Below are 19,317 nucleotides of genomic sequence, written 5' to 3' on the forward strand. Positions count from 1 at the left end.
ATATATAATATTTTTTATTCTATTATTTCTGCTAAAAACAATATTTCATCTTCAGATAAAGTTATATTTATAGTATCTTTAAATATCTTATTTGCTTGCGTGATGATTTCCACTACATGCTTATCTACTTTATCCCTTTCCCTCTTGTACTCTAAACCATCCTGTATTACCATCCTCTCCAAAGCACAACCAACATGAACCATTATTCTTATTTTGGTTGCATTGTTAAAGCTTACTTTTTTATTTTTCTCTAAAAAACTTACAAACTCATATAATACACTTATTATTTTAGAAGGATTTAAGTAAGTTAAAAATTGATTTAAACTGTCTTCACATAAATCCTTTACTACTGTATTTTCATGGTTTTCTTCAATTTTAAAGCTCTTTCTTTGTATTATACTAATTAAAGTTCTTTCGCCATTACCACTAATTAGTTCTTCAAGCGATATAAATGGCACTTCAATTTTAGGATCTAGAATACCAACAGAAGCTATTATTTTGTAGCTATTTTTTATTTTTATTACTTCCTTTTTTATATCATTTATGCTTATTGGTAAAACTTCGATTTCTTCTTCCTTGATGCCTTTAACGATATTTTCAACAAGTTCTTTTAATTTTACTGCTGTTCCTTCTCCAGTTGAGCATATTGTTATTATTGCCCTTTTTTTATTTACATTTTCTTCCTCAACCTCTTCTTCAACCTTTGAATATCCTCTAAATTCCTTAAGTGAATTATACAAGGCATCCAAATCCATACCTAAGATATTAGCCTTTCGTACAGCTTCAAGTACCAGTGGTGTAGTCACCATATCTATTGTCTTAACTTTTATATCTGTTTTTTCCATTATTACTGAATCAAAATTTGAAAGAGAGCCCATGTCAACTAACAAAAGTATTCCCTTTCCCATATCAATTTCTTTAGCCTTTTCTATTATTTCATCAAGTATTTGGGTTGGATTTACCTCAAGTGGCATATCAATCGCTTCTATTACTCCATCTCCTAATAATTGTTTTGTAACATTCACCATACTGCTGGCTGTACTGCTACCATGAGCTGCAACTATTATTGCTACATGTGTATTAGTTTGTTCTTCTGTAATTGAACTAATTAAAATTGTCAGATATATCACTTCTATTTTAGGAACAACTACATTATATTTTTTTTCAATCATTCCTTTAACTTCAAGCGCAATATTAAATTCTGCTCGCTTATCATTTATTATCCCTTCAATATTGGTGTATTTTAAATTTTGATGATTGCTTAGTCTATTTAAAAAAGAACTTAGATGAAGACTTAAAGCATACAAAAATCTGTCATTTAATTTCTTATTCATCTTCTTTTCAATCATTAGCATTACACTTTCTGAGAATTCTAATATATCTTCATTTACAATCTTCAATATTTTGCTTCTGCCATCCTCATCATTTTTCACCTTGTTATAGAAGGACTTAATATGAATATTAATATCTGTAGTTATAAAGTTGTTTATATACTCATCATCAGCACCACCATCTTTCAATATTGCTGCCTTATCTTCTATTATTTTATAAAGATTAAAAGGTGGATCGTAAGGATCTTTATCAATTAATACATTATGCCCCTCTGGTGTTATTACTAACTGAGAATCTATGTAGTAAGATATATCCTCCATTTCCTTTCTCTTGCCGCTTAAATAAAAAAGTCCGCTTTTAATATTTGACGGTAAAGATTCAAAAGTAATATCAATATAATCTTTATTATTAATACTGTTCAAAAATGCTGTAGCACAAATCAACTGTATATTGGATTTCATCTGTCCAATATTTCCATAAGATGTACTACCAATTATAGCTTTAACGGCTTCATTTTCTATTTTAATTACTTTATTAACTCTATGTGCTTCATTTGCAAGCAAATATTTAATTAAGTCAACCTTCTCCTTTACTGATCTTTTTTCAAAGCTGGGAATATTTATTACTATTGGTATTCTTCTAATAAATGTTTTTAATAATGATGAATTTGGATCTTCCGTAGTAGCCCCGATTATAAGCACAGAGGATTGCCTATTTCTTTCGGTTTCTCCTAATCTATTGAATTTGCCTGTGTCCATAAAGTAAAATAGCATTTCTTGACCTTCTGGAGGAAGTCTATGTATTTCGTCTAAAAATAGTATTCCACCATCAGCCTTCTCTACGATTCCAGATTTATCACTGTCTGCTCCTGTATAAGCTCCTTTTACATGTCCAAATAAATGTGATATTAAAAGTTGTGGGTTATTGTAGTAATCCGCACAATTAAATACTATAAAGGGTGCATCCTCCTTTAATCTTTTTACGTATTTTGCTTGATTATACATCATATTTGCAAAAAGCGTCTTACCAACTCCTGTTTGTCCTACAATAAGAGTATGCAGCCCATTAGGTGGATATAGTATTGCTGCTTTTGCCTGTTCTACTTGATTCCTAAGACTCCCTTGTCCTCCAATCAATCTACTAAAGGGCGATCCTTCTTCTAACTTTTTCATCTTTTCTTCATAGTTCAAAATTTCATCTAAAGATTTTATTTCTATAGGCCCTTCTTGTAACTTCTTATTGATAAGCTTTTCAACGCAAGCCTTATCAATGTATAGCACAGGCCTTACCTTTATTTTTATTATCTTACCTTGTCTTAGTAATTCATTAAGTTCCTTGCTTACATTATTTCTCAATATATTTAAATTTTCTGAAATTTCTAAAGAACTAAATCCACATTTCTGCTTCAATGCCGCAATGTCAAATCCACTAGTTTTTTCTACAATGTAATTATATATACGTTCTATTCTTTTCAAAATTTTAGCCTCCTATATATAGTTAAACAACATGAAAGATTTAAATTACCAATATGAAATTTATCCATATAAACTAGAATTTGAAGCAGAGTAGAGAGCAAAGAGTAGAGTGGCGGAGAAAAATCATCCTTCACTCTACTTCCTACTCTTTACTCTGTTTTTCAAATTCCATTTTAATAGGATAAACTTGGAACTTGCAATTTTGAAGTTTCAGATTGTTCATCTATAATAATATCGATACACTCTTTTTCTGTATCAATACTATTATTATAGGATTTATATTGTTAAGTTTCAATACTATATTTTACATCTTAATTTAAAGCAAACTTTTTATTCTCTAGTCTTCAGTCCTTCTCATTTATATAAGTAACATAGTTTACCTTGCTTTTTGTTCTCACTTTATGATTTTTTTAATCTTATAAAATTCCAGTATATAACTCTTGATTCACTTTCTTCATTGCCTTCTTTTATTTCTAAAAAGATATACATGCGTAAAGATTATCAATCTTAACTATTCCTTGATAACATTAATATTTTTAAATTGGGGAAATATCATTATGCTCTTTTCTTAATGTTACTATTCACTTTAACCTCTCCTTTTATCAATAAACACCCATGTTATTATGCTATAATTATTTATTATTAAAACTTGCCACATATGGAGGTAATAGTATGAAAATCGGCAAATTTTCTAAAATTAATAATTTAACTATAGATACTGTAAGGCACTATATGAATATAAATTTGATAATACCTGAGAAGAAGGGAGGCCAATACAACTTTGATACCACCTGCCAAAAGGATTTAGATGACATTCTATTACTTAAAGAAATGGGATTTTCATTAAACGAAATCAAATCAATTTTTATGTTTAAAAGATTTGCTAAACTTACTCCCTATGAAGAAAATAAATGTTTCAAAACATTTTTTACAAATAAATATGAACAAATAGAAAATCAAATAATAGAACTTAACAAAATGAAAGAAAAACTCAAAACAAAATTAAGTCTTCTTTCAAATATTGAGGCTAAAAATAAATCCGTCATGGGTATAGACATTAAAGTACTAAATATTTTAAAATGCTTTAAGTGCAAGCAAGATTTAGAGCTTCGTGAAGGCAGTATAGTAAACAATCAAATTATAAATGGAAAACTTGTATGTAATTGTGGTGAAGAATACATAATTGAAAATGGAATACTTAAAGTTCCTAATGCAAATATTGATGATTACGGTTTTAGACCTGACTCTAACTATGTTGTAAACTATATAAATTCCACCAATATAGATTATCTCGATAATATTTATCGTGGAATGGACTGGCTCTATAAAAAAATTGATTTTACTAATTTAAAAAATAAAGTAATACTTGAACTCGGCTCAGGAATTGGATTCTTTTTAAGAAGTGTTTATCAAAATCTACCTGATGATTCACTGTATATTGCTGTAGATCATGATATAAACAGACATTTAGCTTTAAAAAGCATACTAGAAACTGTAAACTGCAAAAAGAACATATTATTTATTTGCTCAGATTTTAAACAAATCCCAATAAGTGATAAATCTGTTGATATTCTTTTAGATATTTCCGGAACAAGTAATTACAGTTTTGATAATGAAGAGTTTTTATTAAAGCTAATTGATAACTATGTAAAAGACAGTGCAAGCATAACAGGCACTTATATTTTATTTAAAAATTTCGCTTCAAATTCTTTAATAAAAGATAAATATCGAAAAAACTTCATGTTAAATAATATTAAAACTGAAATTTCAAAGCTTAACTATAATATCTCTGACGAAATCATATCAGACTATATGGAAAGTGGTGGAAAGTATGAAAATTATTTTAGAAATGGAGAAAAAGTATATTCATATTTAATCTTTGCCAAAAGGTAGGGTTAACTCTATCTTTTGTTTATTTCATAGCAAAATTTTATTAATTTATGTATTGATATAGTGATAAGACGACTATTTATAATTAACTTATAGCTAAACAATATTTAAAGGAAAGTGATATACAATGTTAGTCTTATCATTAAAAAAGTTTTTAAAGAATAAAGAATTTTTAAATGTATTTTTATTTTCAATTGCAAATTTTACATCCCTATTTGGAACATCTGTATATAATTTTGCCATTAGTTTATATGTATTAAAACTTACTGGCTCCGGTCTAAACTTTGCAACCACTTTAACAATAAGTATTTTATCTACTGTTCTTATAAATCCATTTGCAGGTGTACTTGCTGATAGAATAAACAAAAAATTGCTTGCTGTAATTACAGATATTTTAAATAGCATTTTATTATTAGCTTTATATGAATTAACTTTGAAACATACTTTAAATTTGCCAATGATTTATATAAGTACATTTTTCTTAAATATATTTTCTACTATTTATGGAATAACCATTGAAGCTGCAAAACCAAATCTAGTATCAAGTAAGCTGCTTATTTCTATAAATTCTATTAATAAAATAATTGAATCAATATCCTCTATAGTCGGTCCAATGGTTGGTGGTGTAATTTTTGCTTTGATAAATATAAGATTATTTATCATAATTAATGCTTTTTCTTTTGGCATATCTGCATTACTTGAAATATTTATGAGCTTTAATTTCAATTGCAGTAATTGTGAAAAAAACAAAGGGAATTTGAACTTTTTTACTGATATAATTTATGCTATCAATTATTTAAAAAACCAAAAAAATATTATACACGTATTTGTAGTTTTTATTGTATTAAATTTCTTTATTGGACTATCAATAAATGTTCCAATGCCATTTATAATAAATAATGTTTTAAAATTGAATTCTAATTTCTTTGGCATAATAGAGGCATTTTTCTCTGTTGGAATAATTTTTGGTGCCCTTGTAATAAAAAAAGTCATAAAAAAATACTCATATACAAAAATCACAAAAATAATGAACATCATATTATCAATTTGCATGATAGCAATAGGTCTATCTGTTATAATCAACTACAAAATACGTGACAAAAACTTTTATTTAATATATTTCATTTTAATAATGCTATTAGCCGGTGCAGCCATAGCTTCAATTAATATCCCTCTTTTTTATATGCTCCAACAAACTATCCCAGAGAATTTTAGAGGAAGAGTACTTGGCCTCGGAAGCAGCTTATCTAAAATAGTTCTACCTATTGCCCTAATCATAGCCGGAACCCTTATAAATCTCACACCAGTATACCTTTTGCCAATAATAAGTGGCTTAGGACTTTATATTTTCAGTATGTTATACATTAAATCAAATGTATCTACTTCGCAATAAGCTTGTCTGGATAATTTGTTATAATGCCATCTATTCCTAGACTTATAAGCTTATCCATATATTCTATCTTGTTTACCGTATAAGTATTTATCATTATACCTTCACTTTTTATTTCAGCTACAATACTTTTGTCCATAACTGATGGAAAAAATGGGTGATATGCATCTGCTCCAGCATCTTTAACGTATTTCCCCGGGTTATATAAGGTTGCTGCACATAGCAATCCTGTTTTTATATTATGATCATATTCCTTTACTTTTACCATTGAATAGTGATTAAAAGAAGATAATATAACACTTTTCTCTAGTTTATATTCGTAAATTTTATCTATAACCCTTTTTTCTAAGCCTTCATAATTTATTATGCTGTTTTTAAGCTCTAGATTTATAAATATGTTTTTGTCCTTTACATAATCAAAAAATTCATCTATAGTTGGTATTCTCTCCCCTTTAAAAGCCTCTCTATATTTTATCCCTGCATCAAATTTTAAAAGCTCATCATAAGTGTATTCCTTTATAAGCCCACTCCCATCCGTAGTCCTATCTAACTTTTCATCATGGCAAATAACTATTACGCCATCTTTTGTCATTTGTAAATCCGTTTCAATGCCATCTGCTCCTATTTCCACTGCCTTTCTAAATGCAAGCATCGTGTTTTCTGGATAAGCACCACTAAAACCTCTATGTGCTATATTAAGAACTTTTTTCATATAAACTTCACCTTATTTCTATAAATTACTTGTTAGAATCATTATAACTCTTAATGGCTGAATTTATAGAGCTAGCTGCATTTTTTATTGCCTGCTCTGGAGTTTCACTGTGTTGAAGCATTTTTTCTATTTCACCTTCTATTGTTTGCCTTGCCTCAGGAAATACAGACATTAATGCTCCCTTAGCAGTTGTTGGCGAAGCATGAAGTTGATCTATAGCTGTTTGAAATTGAGGATTTTTCTTTAAATTGTCTTTAAAACTTTGAACATCATAGGCTTTCTTTGTTACAGGAAAATAACCCGTTTGTGTATTCCAATAAGCTTGTTCATTTGGTGATACCATAAACTTTATAAATTCCCATGCAGCCTTTTGTTTGTCTTTATCTTTATTATCTAAAGCCCATAAAGAGGCTCCTCCTATAGAAACACCACCATCTTTTATGCCATCAAAACTTGGCAATGCAGCAGTCCCAAGCTCAAATCTACCACCAATTGATTTTAAATCAGAGCCTAAATCAGCAGTTGATTCAATGTACATGGCTGTCTTTCCTGCAATAAATGCATTTTCCGTATCATCTTCATTCCTTCCAAAGTTTCCCGCATAGCCGCTATCGACTAACTTCTTCCATTCATCTAAAACCTTTAGTCCAGCACCATTTTTATCAAATGCAACTGCTGTAGTTTGAGCTTTTCTACCGTTGCCATTATTAGCATAATCTTTACCTTGTTTTATTATAAACTGTTCAAAAAGCCAGCCATATATAGCCATGGAAAAACCATATCTTGTTATCTTACCAGAAGCATCCTTCTTAATAAGCTTCTTAGCATCTTCCTCTAATTCCGAAAAAGTTTTTGGAGGATTGTTAGGATCAATTCCCGCTTCCTTGAAAGCATCTTTATTGTAATATAATATTGGAGTAGATGAATTAAATGGCATAGAATAAAGCTTTTTATTAACTGTATAATATCCAAGCAAGTTTGGTTCCAAAGTTGATGTATCAAATTTTTCTTCGTCAATAAAACTTTGCATTGGCACAGCCCACTTACTATCAATCATAAATTTTGTACCTATATCATATACTTGCATAACATCTGGTGCTGAATTTCCCTTTTCAGCACTTTTTAACTTATTTATTGAGTCGTCATATTTTCCTTGGAATTCGGCATTAACTTTAATATTTTTATGAGAAGCATTAAAGTCATTTACCATTTTCGTTATTGCTTCACCATTCTTTCCAGCCATAGAATGCCAAAACGTAATCTCTATGTTTTTGTTTGTCGCTGCCTTATCCGCATTACCATTACTTGCTGAACATCCTGATAATATTGAAGATACTGCTAGTAAACCTGTAATCATCATAGTTATTAATCTTTTTTTCATGTTTTTCCTCCCTAATATAAAATTTTAGCCTTTCACTGCGCCGCTAGTCATTCCCTCTATTAGCTGCTTTTGTCCAATTATAAATATTAATATGGATGGCACCAAAACCATTACTATACCAGCCATTATTAATCCGTAAGATTGATTTTCTGAAAATTGAAGCATGCTTATACCTATCTGAACAGTTCTTGAAGTAGGCTTACTTGTTACAAGCAAAGGCCACATATATTGATTCCACGTCGTTAAAAAAATGTACACACCCAATGCTCCTATTGCTGGTTTTGAAATAGGAAACAATATCTTTGTCAAAAATTTAAGATTTCCACATCCATCTATTTTAGAAGCTTCATACAATTCTTTAGGAAGTGTTAAGTAATATTGCCTCATCATAAATATTCCCATTGCTGAACTTAAATACGGTATTATTAAAGCTTTATAGCTATCAAGCCATTTCAGTGATCCAACAGTCAAATAATTTGATATCATTATAGTTTCATCTGGAATCATCATTGTAGCTAATACCGCTATAAATAATACCTTTTTCCATTTAAATTCTAAAAAAGAAAAAGCAAATGCAGCAGACGATGCTATTACAATTTGTCCTACAGTTACAACTGACGAAACAACAAAGCTATTTAGTATAAATCTCATTATAGGAGCTATTTTTAAAGCACCTATATAGTTACCTATATAAAAACTCTTTGGTACTAACTTTGGCGGAAAAGTAAATATTTGATTTTGAGGTAAAAAGCTAACCAAAAGTGCGTAAATAAGTGGTGATATTATTATTAGTCCAAATAATGTATTTATAATATAAAGAATTACAGTCTTTGTTCTTTTATTCATATTCAAAATTCACCTCTACCTATAAAAGACTTTTTTCTTTTCATATTTAAATTGAACTAGGGTTATAAAAAACATTATCAAAAACAAAATTATAGACTCTGCACTAGCCAGGCTAAACCTATTATTAAAGAACGCATTTCTATATATTGAATACACTATAACATTTGTAGCTTCACTAGGTCCTCCTGAGGTCATTATATTTATTTGTCCAAAAGTTTGAAAAGCATTTATTACATCAATAACCAATACGAAGAAAAGTGTAGGGGATAAGCATGGTAATATAACATTCTTTAAAAGCTGCAAATAGTTAGCTCCATCTATAACAGCACTTTCGCATAGTTCCTTAGGAACATTTTTAAGTCCTGCAGCTATAAATATGAAATTTACGCACATGTTCATCCAAACGGTAACTATAACTACAGCTATTAATCCAAAGAATGGGCTAGCAAGCCAATTTACTTTTAACTTAAATATATAATTTATAAGTCCTATAGTTGGATTAAAAAGCAAAAGCCAAATTATAGCACCTGAAGCTGAAGAAACAGCCATAGGCATTGCATACATTGTACTAAAAACATTTTTAAACTTTAACTTATTATTAATAAGAAGCGCAAAAATTAATCCAAGAATAATAGATGGCACGGTAGTTAATATTACAAATTTAAAAGTAACAACTATACTATTTATAAATGATGCCGATTTAAAAAGTTCAATATAATTTGAAAGTGCTACAAAAGATTTTATTCTCCCCTGCGCATCTGTATTAAATAAGCTTATATATATGGTTTTAATAAAAGGGAAATAAGTAAAAATTCCAAATATAAGTAAGCATGGTATAAGATAAATATACGGTTCAATTTTATTCACTATATTGCCTCTAGCATATGACCCTTTCACTTTAACCTCTGTTTTGTTTACCACTTCTACCATATAACTTCTCCTTTAACTAAAAATTTCACACAAATCAATTGTATGTTTTTATCTTTAGAGTAAAATTACAATCATGTTAAAAACATGTTAAAAAGGTCATAAAAAAGAACGTACAATGTTTGTTTACACAAATCTATGTACGTTCCTATTCTAATTTCACACAAACTTATTCATTTGTTTTATATACTTTATTCAGCTAATATATTTTTTAATATATCTGCATTTTTATCGCAATGTTCTCCTGATAACATATCTAAATGAAGACCATACCCATCATATATAACGAACTTACCCATTGTATGGTTCTCCCAATTTAATAAATATTCATAGTGCTCTCTTACTTCTCTAGTACTAGAGCTTGATATAACATGGATATTAGCTTTTACTTTTTCTTTGGTTATATTTTTATTATTGTATTGTATATATTTTTTATGATTTACCATAGCCCTTTCCGCTATATTTTCCTCAAATTCATGGAAATTGTCTATATTAAAAAAGTTTTTCATAATACTAATAACCTCGTGCTTTGAAGGGTACGTTAAATTGTCTTTTACTGATTTTTTTACCGCCGAATCTAACATTATAATATCAGAAACTTCATACCCCTTCTTTTCTAGTACTTTAGCGACTTCAAAAGCTAAATTACCTCCACCAGAATATCCTAATAATATAAACGGTCCTTCATTTTGAGTATCTAGTATGCTTTTTACATACTCATCGATAATATTAGCAGTATCAATAAAACTAAATGCATAAATTGAATAATTATCTATTCTATTTACTAAATTTAAATAGGAATATCCATATCCTATAGCCGGTGGAAATGCAAATATATTTTTATCTCCACTATAACTTAGCCTTGTAACAAATTTTCCGCCTTCACCTAAACCAGAATATAATAAATTACAAATATCTTTTATAGTTGGGTTTGTAAACAACTGATCCATTGTAACATTTAGGACTAATTGTTTTTTCATTTTTACCAACAAATCAACTAATTTAATAGAATTTCCACCTAGTTCAAAGAAGTTATCATTTATTCCTACATTCATTACTCCCAGTACATCTTCCCATATCTTAACTAACTTCTCTTCCATTTCATTTCTTGCTGCCTCATACTCTGCCCCTGTATTAATTTTTCCTTGTGGCTCTGGTAATGCATTTCTGTCTACCTTTCCGTTTATCGTTAGTGGCATTTTATCTATTTTTATAAAGTATGACGGGAGCATATAGTCTGGTAAAGATTTTTTAAGTTCTTCCCTTAATTCACCTACTCTGTATTCTTTGTCACCAACATAATACGCACATAGGTGCTCACTTTCTTCTTTTCCTTTTGCATCTACTACAGTTTCTTTTATCCCCTCTATTTTTAGTAATGTATTTTCTATTTCTCCTGTTTCTATTCTAAAACCTCTTATCTTAACTTGATAATCTATTCTTCCTAGACATTCTATGGTTCCATCTGGCAGCCATCTTGCTAGATCTCCTGTTTTATACATCTTTTGCCCTGGTTCATATGGATTTGCTACAAATTTCTCTTCGGTTAATTCTTTATTGTTTAAATATCCCCTTGAGAGTCCATATCCACTTATGCATAGTTCTCCTGATGCACCTATTGGCATCAATTTATTGTTATTATCAACTATATATATTCTTACATTATCTATTGGTTTTCCTATTGGCATATTTAAATAATTTTTGAAATCATTTATAGTTATATTATTACATGCAGCATCAACACAGCACTCCGTCGGTCCATATACGTTACTTATAATAAGCTCCTTATTATTAATTTTCTTATATATCTTTTCTATTACTTTTCGTGTAAGTTTATCTCCACCAATTATCAAATTTTTAAGCTTTAAGTTTCTATTTGTTAGAAGCTCTGAATTAGCCATCATTGCTAAATGCATTGGTGTTCCATCTGTTATCTCTATTTTATTATTTAAGTAGAACTCAACTAACTTGTCGCCTTCTTTTCTAGCAGCTTCTGGAACTACATATAATGTATTTCCTAATAATAAAGCACAAAAGATTTGTTTAACTGATGCATCAAAAACATATGGAGCTACTAAAGCTATTTTTAAATTATCATTATATTTACTGTATATACTTTCATTTAATCCATGTACTAAATTAGTTACATTTGAATGTTCTATCATAACACCCTTAGGCTTTCCAGTTGTTCCTGATGTATATATTACATAGGCTAAATTTTTTGCACTGGCAGTCTTAGCTAGGTTAAAATTATCTTCTTTATATAACTCTTCATCTTCCAAGTCACATACGTCTATTTTTTCATTCTTTATTTTTTCTTTAAACTTACTTTGAGTTAATACTATTTCAGCTTTACTATTCTCTATCATATATTCTATTCTATTCTCTGGATATTCTGGGTCTATTGGCATATATGCTCCCCCTGCTTTTAATATACCCATTATTCCTACTATCATTTCTAAGGAGCGCTGCACCATTATTCCCACTATATCATCCGCTCCTACGCCTTTTTTCATTAATGTTCTTCCTAATGAATTAGCTCTTTCATTAAGCTCTTTATAAGTTAACCTTTTATCTTCATATACAATAGCAATATTATCTGGAGCCTTCTTCACGTTTTCCTCAAATAATTCATTTATTGTTTTCTCTCTTGGATAATCTACTTTTGTGTCATTAAACTCCATAAGTAACTTATGCTTTTCTTCTTTCCTTACTACTTCTATATCTTTAATTAGTACTTCTGCATTATCTATAACTTGATTTATTAAGCTTTCAAAATCATTTTTAATTTTTAGCACATTATCCTTTGAATACATTAATTCATTAAATTTAAACTTTATTAAAATAGTATCCTGATATATGACAGTTAAGTTAAAGTTGTAGTTTGTTTGCTCTTGTGATTTACCTTCAATTATTTTTAGATTGTTCTTAGTCAATACTTCATTATTAATGCCATCGCTGTCAACTGGATAGTTTTCAAATATCATTATGTTGTTTACTAGCTTTTCTTTAACTTCACTTAACCCTTGTATCTCTGCTAAAGGGTAAAAATCATACTCGCTACTTTCTAAAAAAGACTTATTAACAGTAGTCAGTAATTCCTTAAACGTCATATTTCCTTCTGCTTTAACTCTTAAAGGTACAGTATTTATAAATAATCCCAACATATTTTCTATACCCTTAACCTCTGGATTTCTTCCTGACACAACATATCCAAATACAGAATCGCTGCTGTTATTATACTTATTAAGCAGTACTGACCATACGCTTTGTATTATTGTATTAATTGTAACCTTACTATTTCTAGCTATTGCTTCAAGCTTTCTCGTTATATCTTTTCCTATATTAAGGTTAATTTCTTCTTTTTTATATCCCTTACTGCTCTCTTTATTTTCAAACGGTACTGCTGTTACCTCATTATAATCTAGAAGGTACTTTCTCCAATATTCTTTTGCTGCATCTCTATCCTTATTATTAAGCCACTCTATATACTCGGAATACGGTACTACTTCTTTTAAATTTGCTTTGTATCCATACTTGAGTTCATTATATATCTTAAATAATTCAAGCATTATTATATTGAGACACCAGCCATCCATTATAATATGATGATTATTAAGTATTATATTATATACATCCTCTTCTGTTTTAATTATTGTCAATTTTATAAGGACATCTTTGTTTAAATCAAAGCCTTGCTTTTTATCATTCTTTACTGCTTTATCTATATAGTCTTCTTTATCAAATTTTTCATCACTTATATCTACATATCTGACATCTGCTTTTCTTTTATAAAATACAATTTGCATATCCCTATTAAAGCTTTCATAATCAAAAGCAGTTCTTAAGATATCATGCCTTTCTACTAACCTATTAAAACTTTGTTTTAATAATTCTATATCTAATTGTCCTTTTATCTTTATTACTAATTCTTCATTATAAGCTTCTGATTTATTATCAGCTAGAGCATGGTACAACATTCCTTCTTGCATTGGCGTTAATGGGTATATATTTTTGATATTATCTATATCTTTTAAATACGGTTTTAATTGCTGTAAGGTTATATCTTCCTTTGTTACATCTGCTGCTGTTTTTTCCGATTTATGCTTATTCATACAATGCTCAATAATTGTTATAAGGTTATTTCTATATTCCTGAATTAATTTCTTTATTGTTTCATCTTTATATTCCTTATCATTGTACCTTATATCTATATTTAACTTTTTATCTATGAGTATTCCTGAAAAATCTAATGAGTATAATCCCTTATTATTTAAACCTATTGAATTTCCACTGCTTAAAGGCGACATATTAAAAATATCATTATTTATATCTTCATCAAACTGTCCAAGATAATTAAAGCTTATTTCTGGTTTTAACCTAAATTCCATCTTATCCTTAGAAAGATATTTGATTATGCCATAGCCAATTCCCTTACTAGGTACTCTTCTTAAAGAATCCTTTATATTCTTTATTGTGGTTCCTAAATCATCGTTATTACTATTCAATACTACTGGATACTGCGAAGTAAACCAACCCACTGTTCTTGTTATATCCACATTTTTTATAATTTCTTCTCTACCATGTCCCTCCAAATTAACTAGAGTATTTTCACTTCCTGTCCATTTACTTATTGTTAATCCTAGAGCTGTTAAAAGTATGTCATTAATTTCTGTATTATAAGCGTTGTTTACATTCTTTAATAAACTTTCTGTTTGCTGCTGTGTAAGATTAAATCCTATGCTTCTTAAATCTGCCATTTTGGTTACAGCTGCTTCTTTATCTTTAGGAAGTTTCCTTATGTCACATTTATCTATGCCATTCCAATATTCTAATTGTTTTCTTATACTGTAGCTCTCAGCATATTTCTTCTGCTCTACTGCCCACTCTTTAAAGGATGTTGTTTTATCTTGAAGTATTATATCTTCTCCGTTTTTAGCCATTTCATATGCCTTTGATAAATCTTCAAATAATATTCTCCATGAAACTCCGTCTATAACTAAATGATGTATCGCTATTAGTAAATGATCTCCTTTATGGGTTTTAAATAAACCTAATTTAACAAGAGGCCCTTCCTCTAAATTAATACTATCTTGAATTTTGTTACACTTTTCTGTTATTTCTTCTTCATTTAAACCTTCATATACATTTAAATCGTATAACTTTTCACTTGTTCCTCTATTAATTTGATGTACTTCACCATTTTCGTTCTTATACACCATTCTCAATGCATCGTGGTGAATTATTATGGCTTTAAACACCTTTTCTAATATTTCTTTTTCAAATCCATCTTTACTAAATAGCATTACTGCTTGATTCCAATGCTGCTTTTCCTCAAAATTCTTTTCAAAGAATCGTTTTTGTATCGGTGTTAATTCTACTTCTCCAACCACTTCATCTTGGCTTATTGTTACAGCATTTTTCTTTACGCACTTACTTAAAGCTTTTATATTTGAATTGTTGAATATATCCTTAACCTCAAAATAATATCCCTTTGCTTTAGCTCTTGATATTACTTGTATTGATTTTATAGAGTCTCCACCTAAACTAAAGAAATCATCATTTATTCCTATTTCATCGATATCTAATACATCCTGCCATATTTCTACTAATTGTTTTTCCACTTCATTTCTTGGTGCTTCATATTCTGCTCCTGTATTAATTTTCCCATGTGGCTCTGGCAATGCCCCTCTGTCTACTTTTCCGTTTGGTGTTAACGGCATACTTTCTAGTTTTATAAAATATGATGGGAGCATATAGTCTGGTATGGATTTCTTAAGTTCTTCTCTTAATTCTCCTACACTATATTCTTTTTCACCTATGTAATATGCACATAGATAATTGTTCCCTGCTTTTTCTTTTGCTAAAACTACTACCTCTTTTATTCCTTCTATTTTTAATAAATTACTCTCTATTTCCCCAAGTTCTATTCTGAAACCACGTATCTTAACTTGATGGTCTATTCTTCCTAAATACTCTATGTTCCCATCTGGAAGCCATCTTGCTAGATCTCCTGTTCTATAGATCTTTTGCCCTGGTTCATACGGATTTTCTGCAAACTTTTCTTCAGTCAATTCTTTATTGTTTAAATATCCTCTTGCAAGTCCATCTCCACCTATACATAGTTCCCCTACTACTCCCATTGGGACTAACTTAGTATTTTTATCAACTATATACATTTTGGCGTTATCAATAGGTTTTCCTATTGGTATATTATCAAATACATCTTTCAATGAATATTTTGTTGAATATATAGTAGCTTCTGTTGGACCATATAGATTTTCTATCCTTGTGCTCTTAATTAAATTTTTAAAAACTTTATTATTTTCAATTCTTAATGCTTCTCCAGCTGTTAAAATATATTTTAGGCTTTCTATATTTCTTATATTATTATCCAGTTCATTTAAAAACAAATTAAACATACTTGAAGTAAAATTAATATGACTTATAGAGTTATCTATTATGGATTTTAATATATATTTAGCATCTTTTTCATATCCATTATTAAGTACTATTAATTTTCCTCCACCTATAAACCAGCCAAATATCTCACTTACAGAAACATCGAATACATAATTTGTTTTTTGTAAGTATGCTCCTTCTTTATCCATAGGATAATTCTTCTGTAAGAACATTAATGTGTTTATTACACTTCTGTGATTTATCATAACACCCTTAGGCTTTCCAGTTGTTCCTGATGTGTATATTACATATGCTAAATTTTTTGCACTAGCAGTTTTACCTAAGTTAGCATTACTTTCTTTGTATAATTCTTCGTCATTTAACCTGCATACTTCTACGTTATTTTTATTTATTCTGTCTTTAAACTTGTTTTGTACTAATACTAGCTTTGTTTCACTGTTTTCTAGCATATATTCTATTCTGTCATCTGGATATTCTGGGTCTATTGGCATATATGCTCCTCCTGCCTTTAAAATACCCATTATTCCCACTATCATTTCAAAGGAACGCTCCACCATTATTCCTACTATACTTTCTGCTCCTACGCCTTTTTTCTTTAATACTCTTGCCAAAGAATTAGCTCTTTCATTTAGCTCTTTATAAGTTAATTTTTTATCTTCGCATACAACAGCAATATTATCTGGAGTCTTCTCTACTCCTTCTTCAAATAATTCATTTATTGTTTTCTCTCTTGGATAGGCTGCCTTTGTGTCATTAAATTCTATAAGTAATTTATGCTTTTCTTCTTCATCCATTAATTCTATATCTTTAATCTTAATTTCTTCATTGCTTGTCGTTTCTTTTACTATATTTAAAAAATGATTTATCATTCTTTTTATAGTTTCATATTTATACAAGCTAGTTGCATAACTCAAATTAAAACAAATTTCCTCTTTGACTTCTCTTGCATCAATTGTAATATCAAATTTTTCTATGCTTCCAGTTAATTTATATGGCTTGAAAATACTATTCTCTATTTCTATTTTGTATTCTTCCATATTCTCCAAAATAAACATTACATCAAATAAAGGATTTCTTCCTAAATCTCTATCTATATCTATTTTGTCTACAATTTCTTCAAATTGATAATCTTGATTTTCGTATGCTTTTAAAGCCTTATTTCTTACTATTTTTAAATAATCACTAAAACTCAACTCATCATTTAACTTACTTCTTATTGCCAAAGTATTTACGAACATACCTATTAAGTTTTCTAGGTCTGCATGATTTCTACCAGCTATTGGACTTCCAACTACTATATCTTCCTGTCCGCTATATTTGGATAATAATATATTTATATTTGCTAATAGTACCATGTACATGGTACTTCCAGTTTCTTTAGCTATCTTTCTTAACTTTTCAGTTGTTTCCTTATCTAAAACAAAATTTATACTTCTACCCTTGAAGTCTTTGACCCTCGGTCTTTTATAATCTGTAGGTAAGCTTAGTACTGGTACTTCGTCACTAAATTCTTTTAGCCAATATTGTTCCTGTTTTTTAAATTCTTCACTTTCTCTCTTCTTTAACTGCCATGCAGAATAATCCTTATATTGTACTTTTAATTCTCCTAATTCTTTTCCGCTATATAACTTGCTAAATTCTTTTGTTAATATGGACATTGAAACTCCGTCTGATGCTATATGATGCATGTCAAAGAACATAATATGTCTTTCTTTTTCTAATTTTATAATCCCTACCCTTAATAATGGTGCTTTTTTTAAGTCAAATGGTCTTATAAATTCTTCGAATTTTTCTTTCACTTCTTCTTCATTTTTTATTTCTATTTTCTCTATTTCAAATTGTATATCATTAGTTTTATTAATTCTTTGCACTATCTTATCAGCTTTAGTATAAAAGCTTGTCCTTAATGTTTCATGTCTTTCTATTAGTTTTATAAAAACATTCTTTATTTTTTCTATTTCAATTTCACCTAATATCTCTAAAGCTCTTGGCATATTGTATGCTGTGCTGTTCTGATCAAGCTCTTGGAGCATGTGCATCCTTTTTTGTGCTGACGATGCTTCATAGTATTCCTTTTCTTCTACTTTTTCTATTGCTTCATATTGCTTGCTGCTAATAGTTTCTATATATTCGCTGAGTCCCTTTATGTTTCCGTTACTGAAGATTTCCTTTAGCGGCACTTCTACATTTAATACCTTGAAAATCCTCCCCGCTAAAGTTGTTGCACTTAAAGAATGTCCCCCCAATTCAAAGAAGTCATCATTTATTCCTATATTAGTTACGCCTAATACGTTCTGCCATATCTCTACTAACTTCTCTTCTAACTCATTTCTTGGTGCTTCGTACTCTGCTCCTGTGTTGATTTTTCCCTGTGGCTCTGGTAATACTTTTCTATCCACTTTACCATTTGGTGTTAATGGCATGCTTTCTAGTTTTATAAAGTATGCTGGGACCATGTAATCTGGTAGAGATTTTTTTAGTTCTTCTCTTAATTCACCTACGGTGTATTCTTTTTCTCCTACATAGTACGCACATAGGTACTTACTTCCTACTTCCCCTTTTGCTAAAACTACTGTTTCCTTTATTCCTTCTATTTTTAATAATCTATTTTCGATTTCTCCAAGCTCTATCCTAAAGCCTCTTATTTTAACCTGATGATCTATTCTTCCTATATATTCCATATTGCCATCAGGCAATACTCTAACTAAATCTCCTGATCTATATATTTTCTCTTTTAGGTTGTATGGATTCTTCACAAATCTTTCTGCTGTTAGCTTTTCGTTATTTAAATATCCTCTCGCTACACCATCTCCTCCAACACATAGCTCGCCTGCAATGCCTATTGGCTGAATTTTTAAATCTTTATTCATTACATATGTGGTTAGCGTTGGAATCGGCTTTCCTATATTGCTTACTCCCTTTTCTATATCTTCACTTGTTA

At 29.4% G+C, this 19,317-nt stretch carries 8 protein-coding genes; 2 read left to right on the top strand and 6 right to left on the bottom strand.

What is annotated here, in order from left to right; translation table 11 throughout:
• Positions 1 to 14 precede the first annotated feature (14 nt).
• A complete protein-coding gene (locus ACJDT4_RS17585; RefSeq protein ID WP_406788886.1) occupies positions 15 to 2,807 on the bottom strand; it encodes a sigma-54-dependent transcriptional regulator in 2,793 nt (930 codons plus the stop codon).
• 672 nt (positions 2,808 to 3,479) lie between these two features.
• Between ACJDT4_RS17585 and ACJDT4_RS17590 the strand changes: the two genes are divergently transcribed.
• Both ACJDT4_RS17590 and ACJDT4_RS17595 read left to right on the top strand, forming a co-directional pair.
• The gene (locus ACJDT4_RS17590) at positions 3,480 to 4,700 is read left to right on the top strand and encodes a MerR family transcriptional regulator (RefSeq protein WP_406788887.1); all 1,221 of its coding nucleotides are present in this window, start codon (positions 3,480 to 3,482) and stop codon (positions 4,698 to 4,700) included.
• Positions 4,701 to 4,824: 124 nt separating this feature from the next.
• On the top strand, positions 4,825 to 6,090 hold the full coding sequence (locus ACJDT4_RS17595; protein WP_406788888.1) for an MFS transporter: 1,266 nt from the start codon (positions 4,825 to 4,827) through the stop codon (positions 6,088 to 6,090).
• Here the strand turns inward: ACJDT4_RS17595 and ACJDT4_RS17600 are convergent.
• The 5 genes from ACJDT4_RS17600 to ACJDT4_RS17620 all read right to left on the bottom strand — a co-directional run bounded on the left by ACJDT4_RS17600 (position 6,077) and on the right by ACJDT4_RS17620 (position 19,303).
• Positions 6,077 to 6,799 (bottom strand): glycerophosphodiester phosphodiesterase, encoded by a 723-nt coding sequence (locus ACJDT4_RS17600; protein WP_406788889.1) that lies wholly within the window; start codon positions 6,797 to 6,799, stop codon positions 6,077 to 6,079. The two genes, ACJDT4_RS17595 and ACJDT4_RS17600, sit on opposite strands and share 14 nt — an antisense overlap.
• A 25-nt stretch (positions 6,800 to 6,824) precedes the next feature.
• Entirely contained in the window at positions 6,825 to 8,180 is a 1,356-nt protein-coding gene (locus ACJDT4_RS17605; RefSeq protein WP_406788890.1) for an ABC transporter substrate-binding protein, read from the bottom strand.
• Between the two features lie 24 nt (positions 8,181 to 8,204).
• Positions 8,205 to 9,026, bottom strand: coding sequence for a carbohydrate ABC transporter permease (locus ACJDT4_RS17610; RefSeq protein ID WP_406788891.1), 822 nt, complete (start codon positions 9,024 to 9,026; stop codon positions 8,205 to 8,207).
• Positions 9,027 to 9,041: 15 nt separating this feature from the next.
• A complete protein-coding gene (locus tag ACJDT4_RS17615; protein ID WP_406788892.1) occupies positions 9,042 to 9,956 on the bottom strand; it encodes a carbohydrate ABC transporter permease in 915 nt (304 codons plus the stop codon).
• A 188-nt stretch (positions 9,957 to 10,144) separates the two neighbouring features.
• Positions 10,145 to 19,303, bottom strand: coding sequence for an amino acid adenylation domain-containing protein (locus ACJDT4_RS17620; protein ID WP_406788901.1), 9,159 nt, complete (start codon positions 19,301 to 19,303; stop codon positions 10,145 to 10,147).
• Positions 19,304 to 19,317 lie beyond the last annotated feature (14 nt).

It is taken from the genome of Clostridium neuense, assembly GCF_045310695.1.
Classification (GTDB): domain Bacteria; phylum Bacillota; class Clostridia; order Clostridiales; family Clostridiaceae; genus Clostridium_S; species Clostridium_S neuense.

Bases quoted from the DNA above. Each gene is read 5' to 3' on its own strand.
- ACJDT4_RS17590 (WP_406788887.1), top strand. From the start codon at position 3,480: ATGAAAATCGGCAAATTTTCTAAAATTAATAATTTAACTATAGATACT.
- ACJDT4_RS17595 (WP_406788888.1), top strand. From the start codon at position 4,825: ATGTTAGTCTTATCATTAAAAAAGTTTTTAAAGAATAAAGAATTTTTA.
- ACJDT4_RS17600 (WP_406788889.1), bottom strand. From the start codon at position 6,799: ATGAAAAAAGTTCTTAATATAGCACATAGAGGTTTTAGTGGTGCTTAT.
- ACJDT4_RS17605 (WP_406788890.1), bottom strand. From the start codon at position 8,180: ATGAAAAAAAGATTAATAACTATGATGATTACAGGTTTACTAGCAGTA.
- ACJDT4_RS17610 (WP_406788891.1), bottom strand. From the start codon at position 9,026: ATGAATAAAAGAACAAAGACTGTAATTCTTTATATTATAAATACATTA.
- ACJDT4_RS17615 (WP_406788892.1), bottom strand. From the start codon at position 9,956: ATGGTAGAAGTGGTAAACAAAACAGAGGTTAAAGTGAAAGGGTCATAT.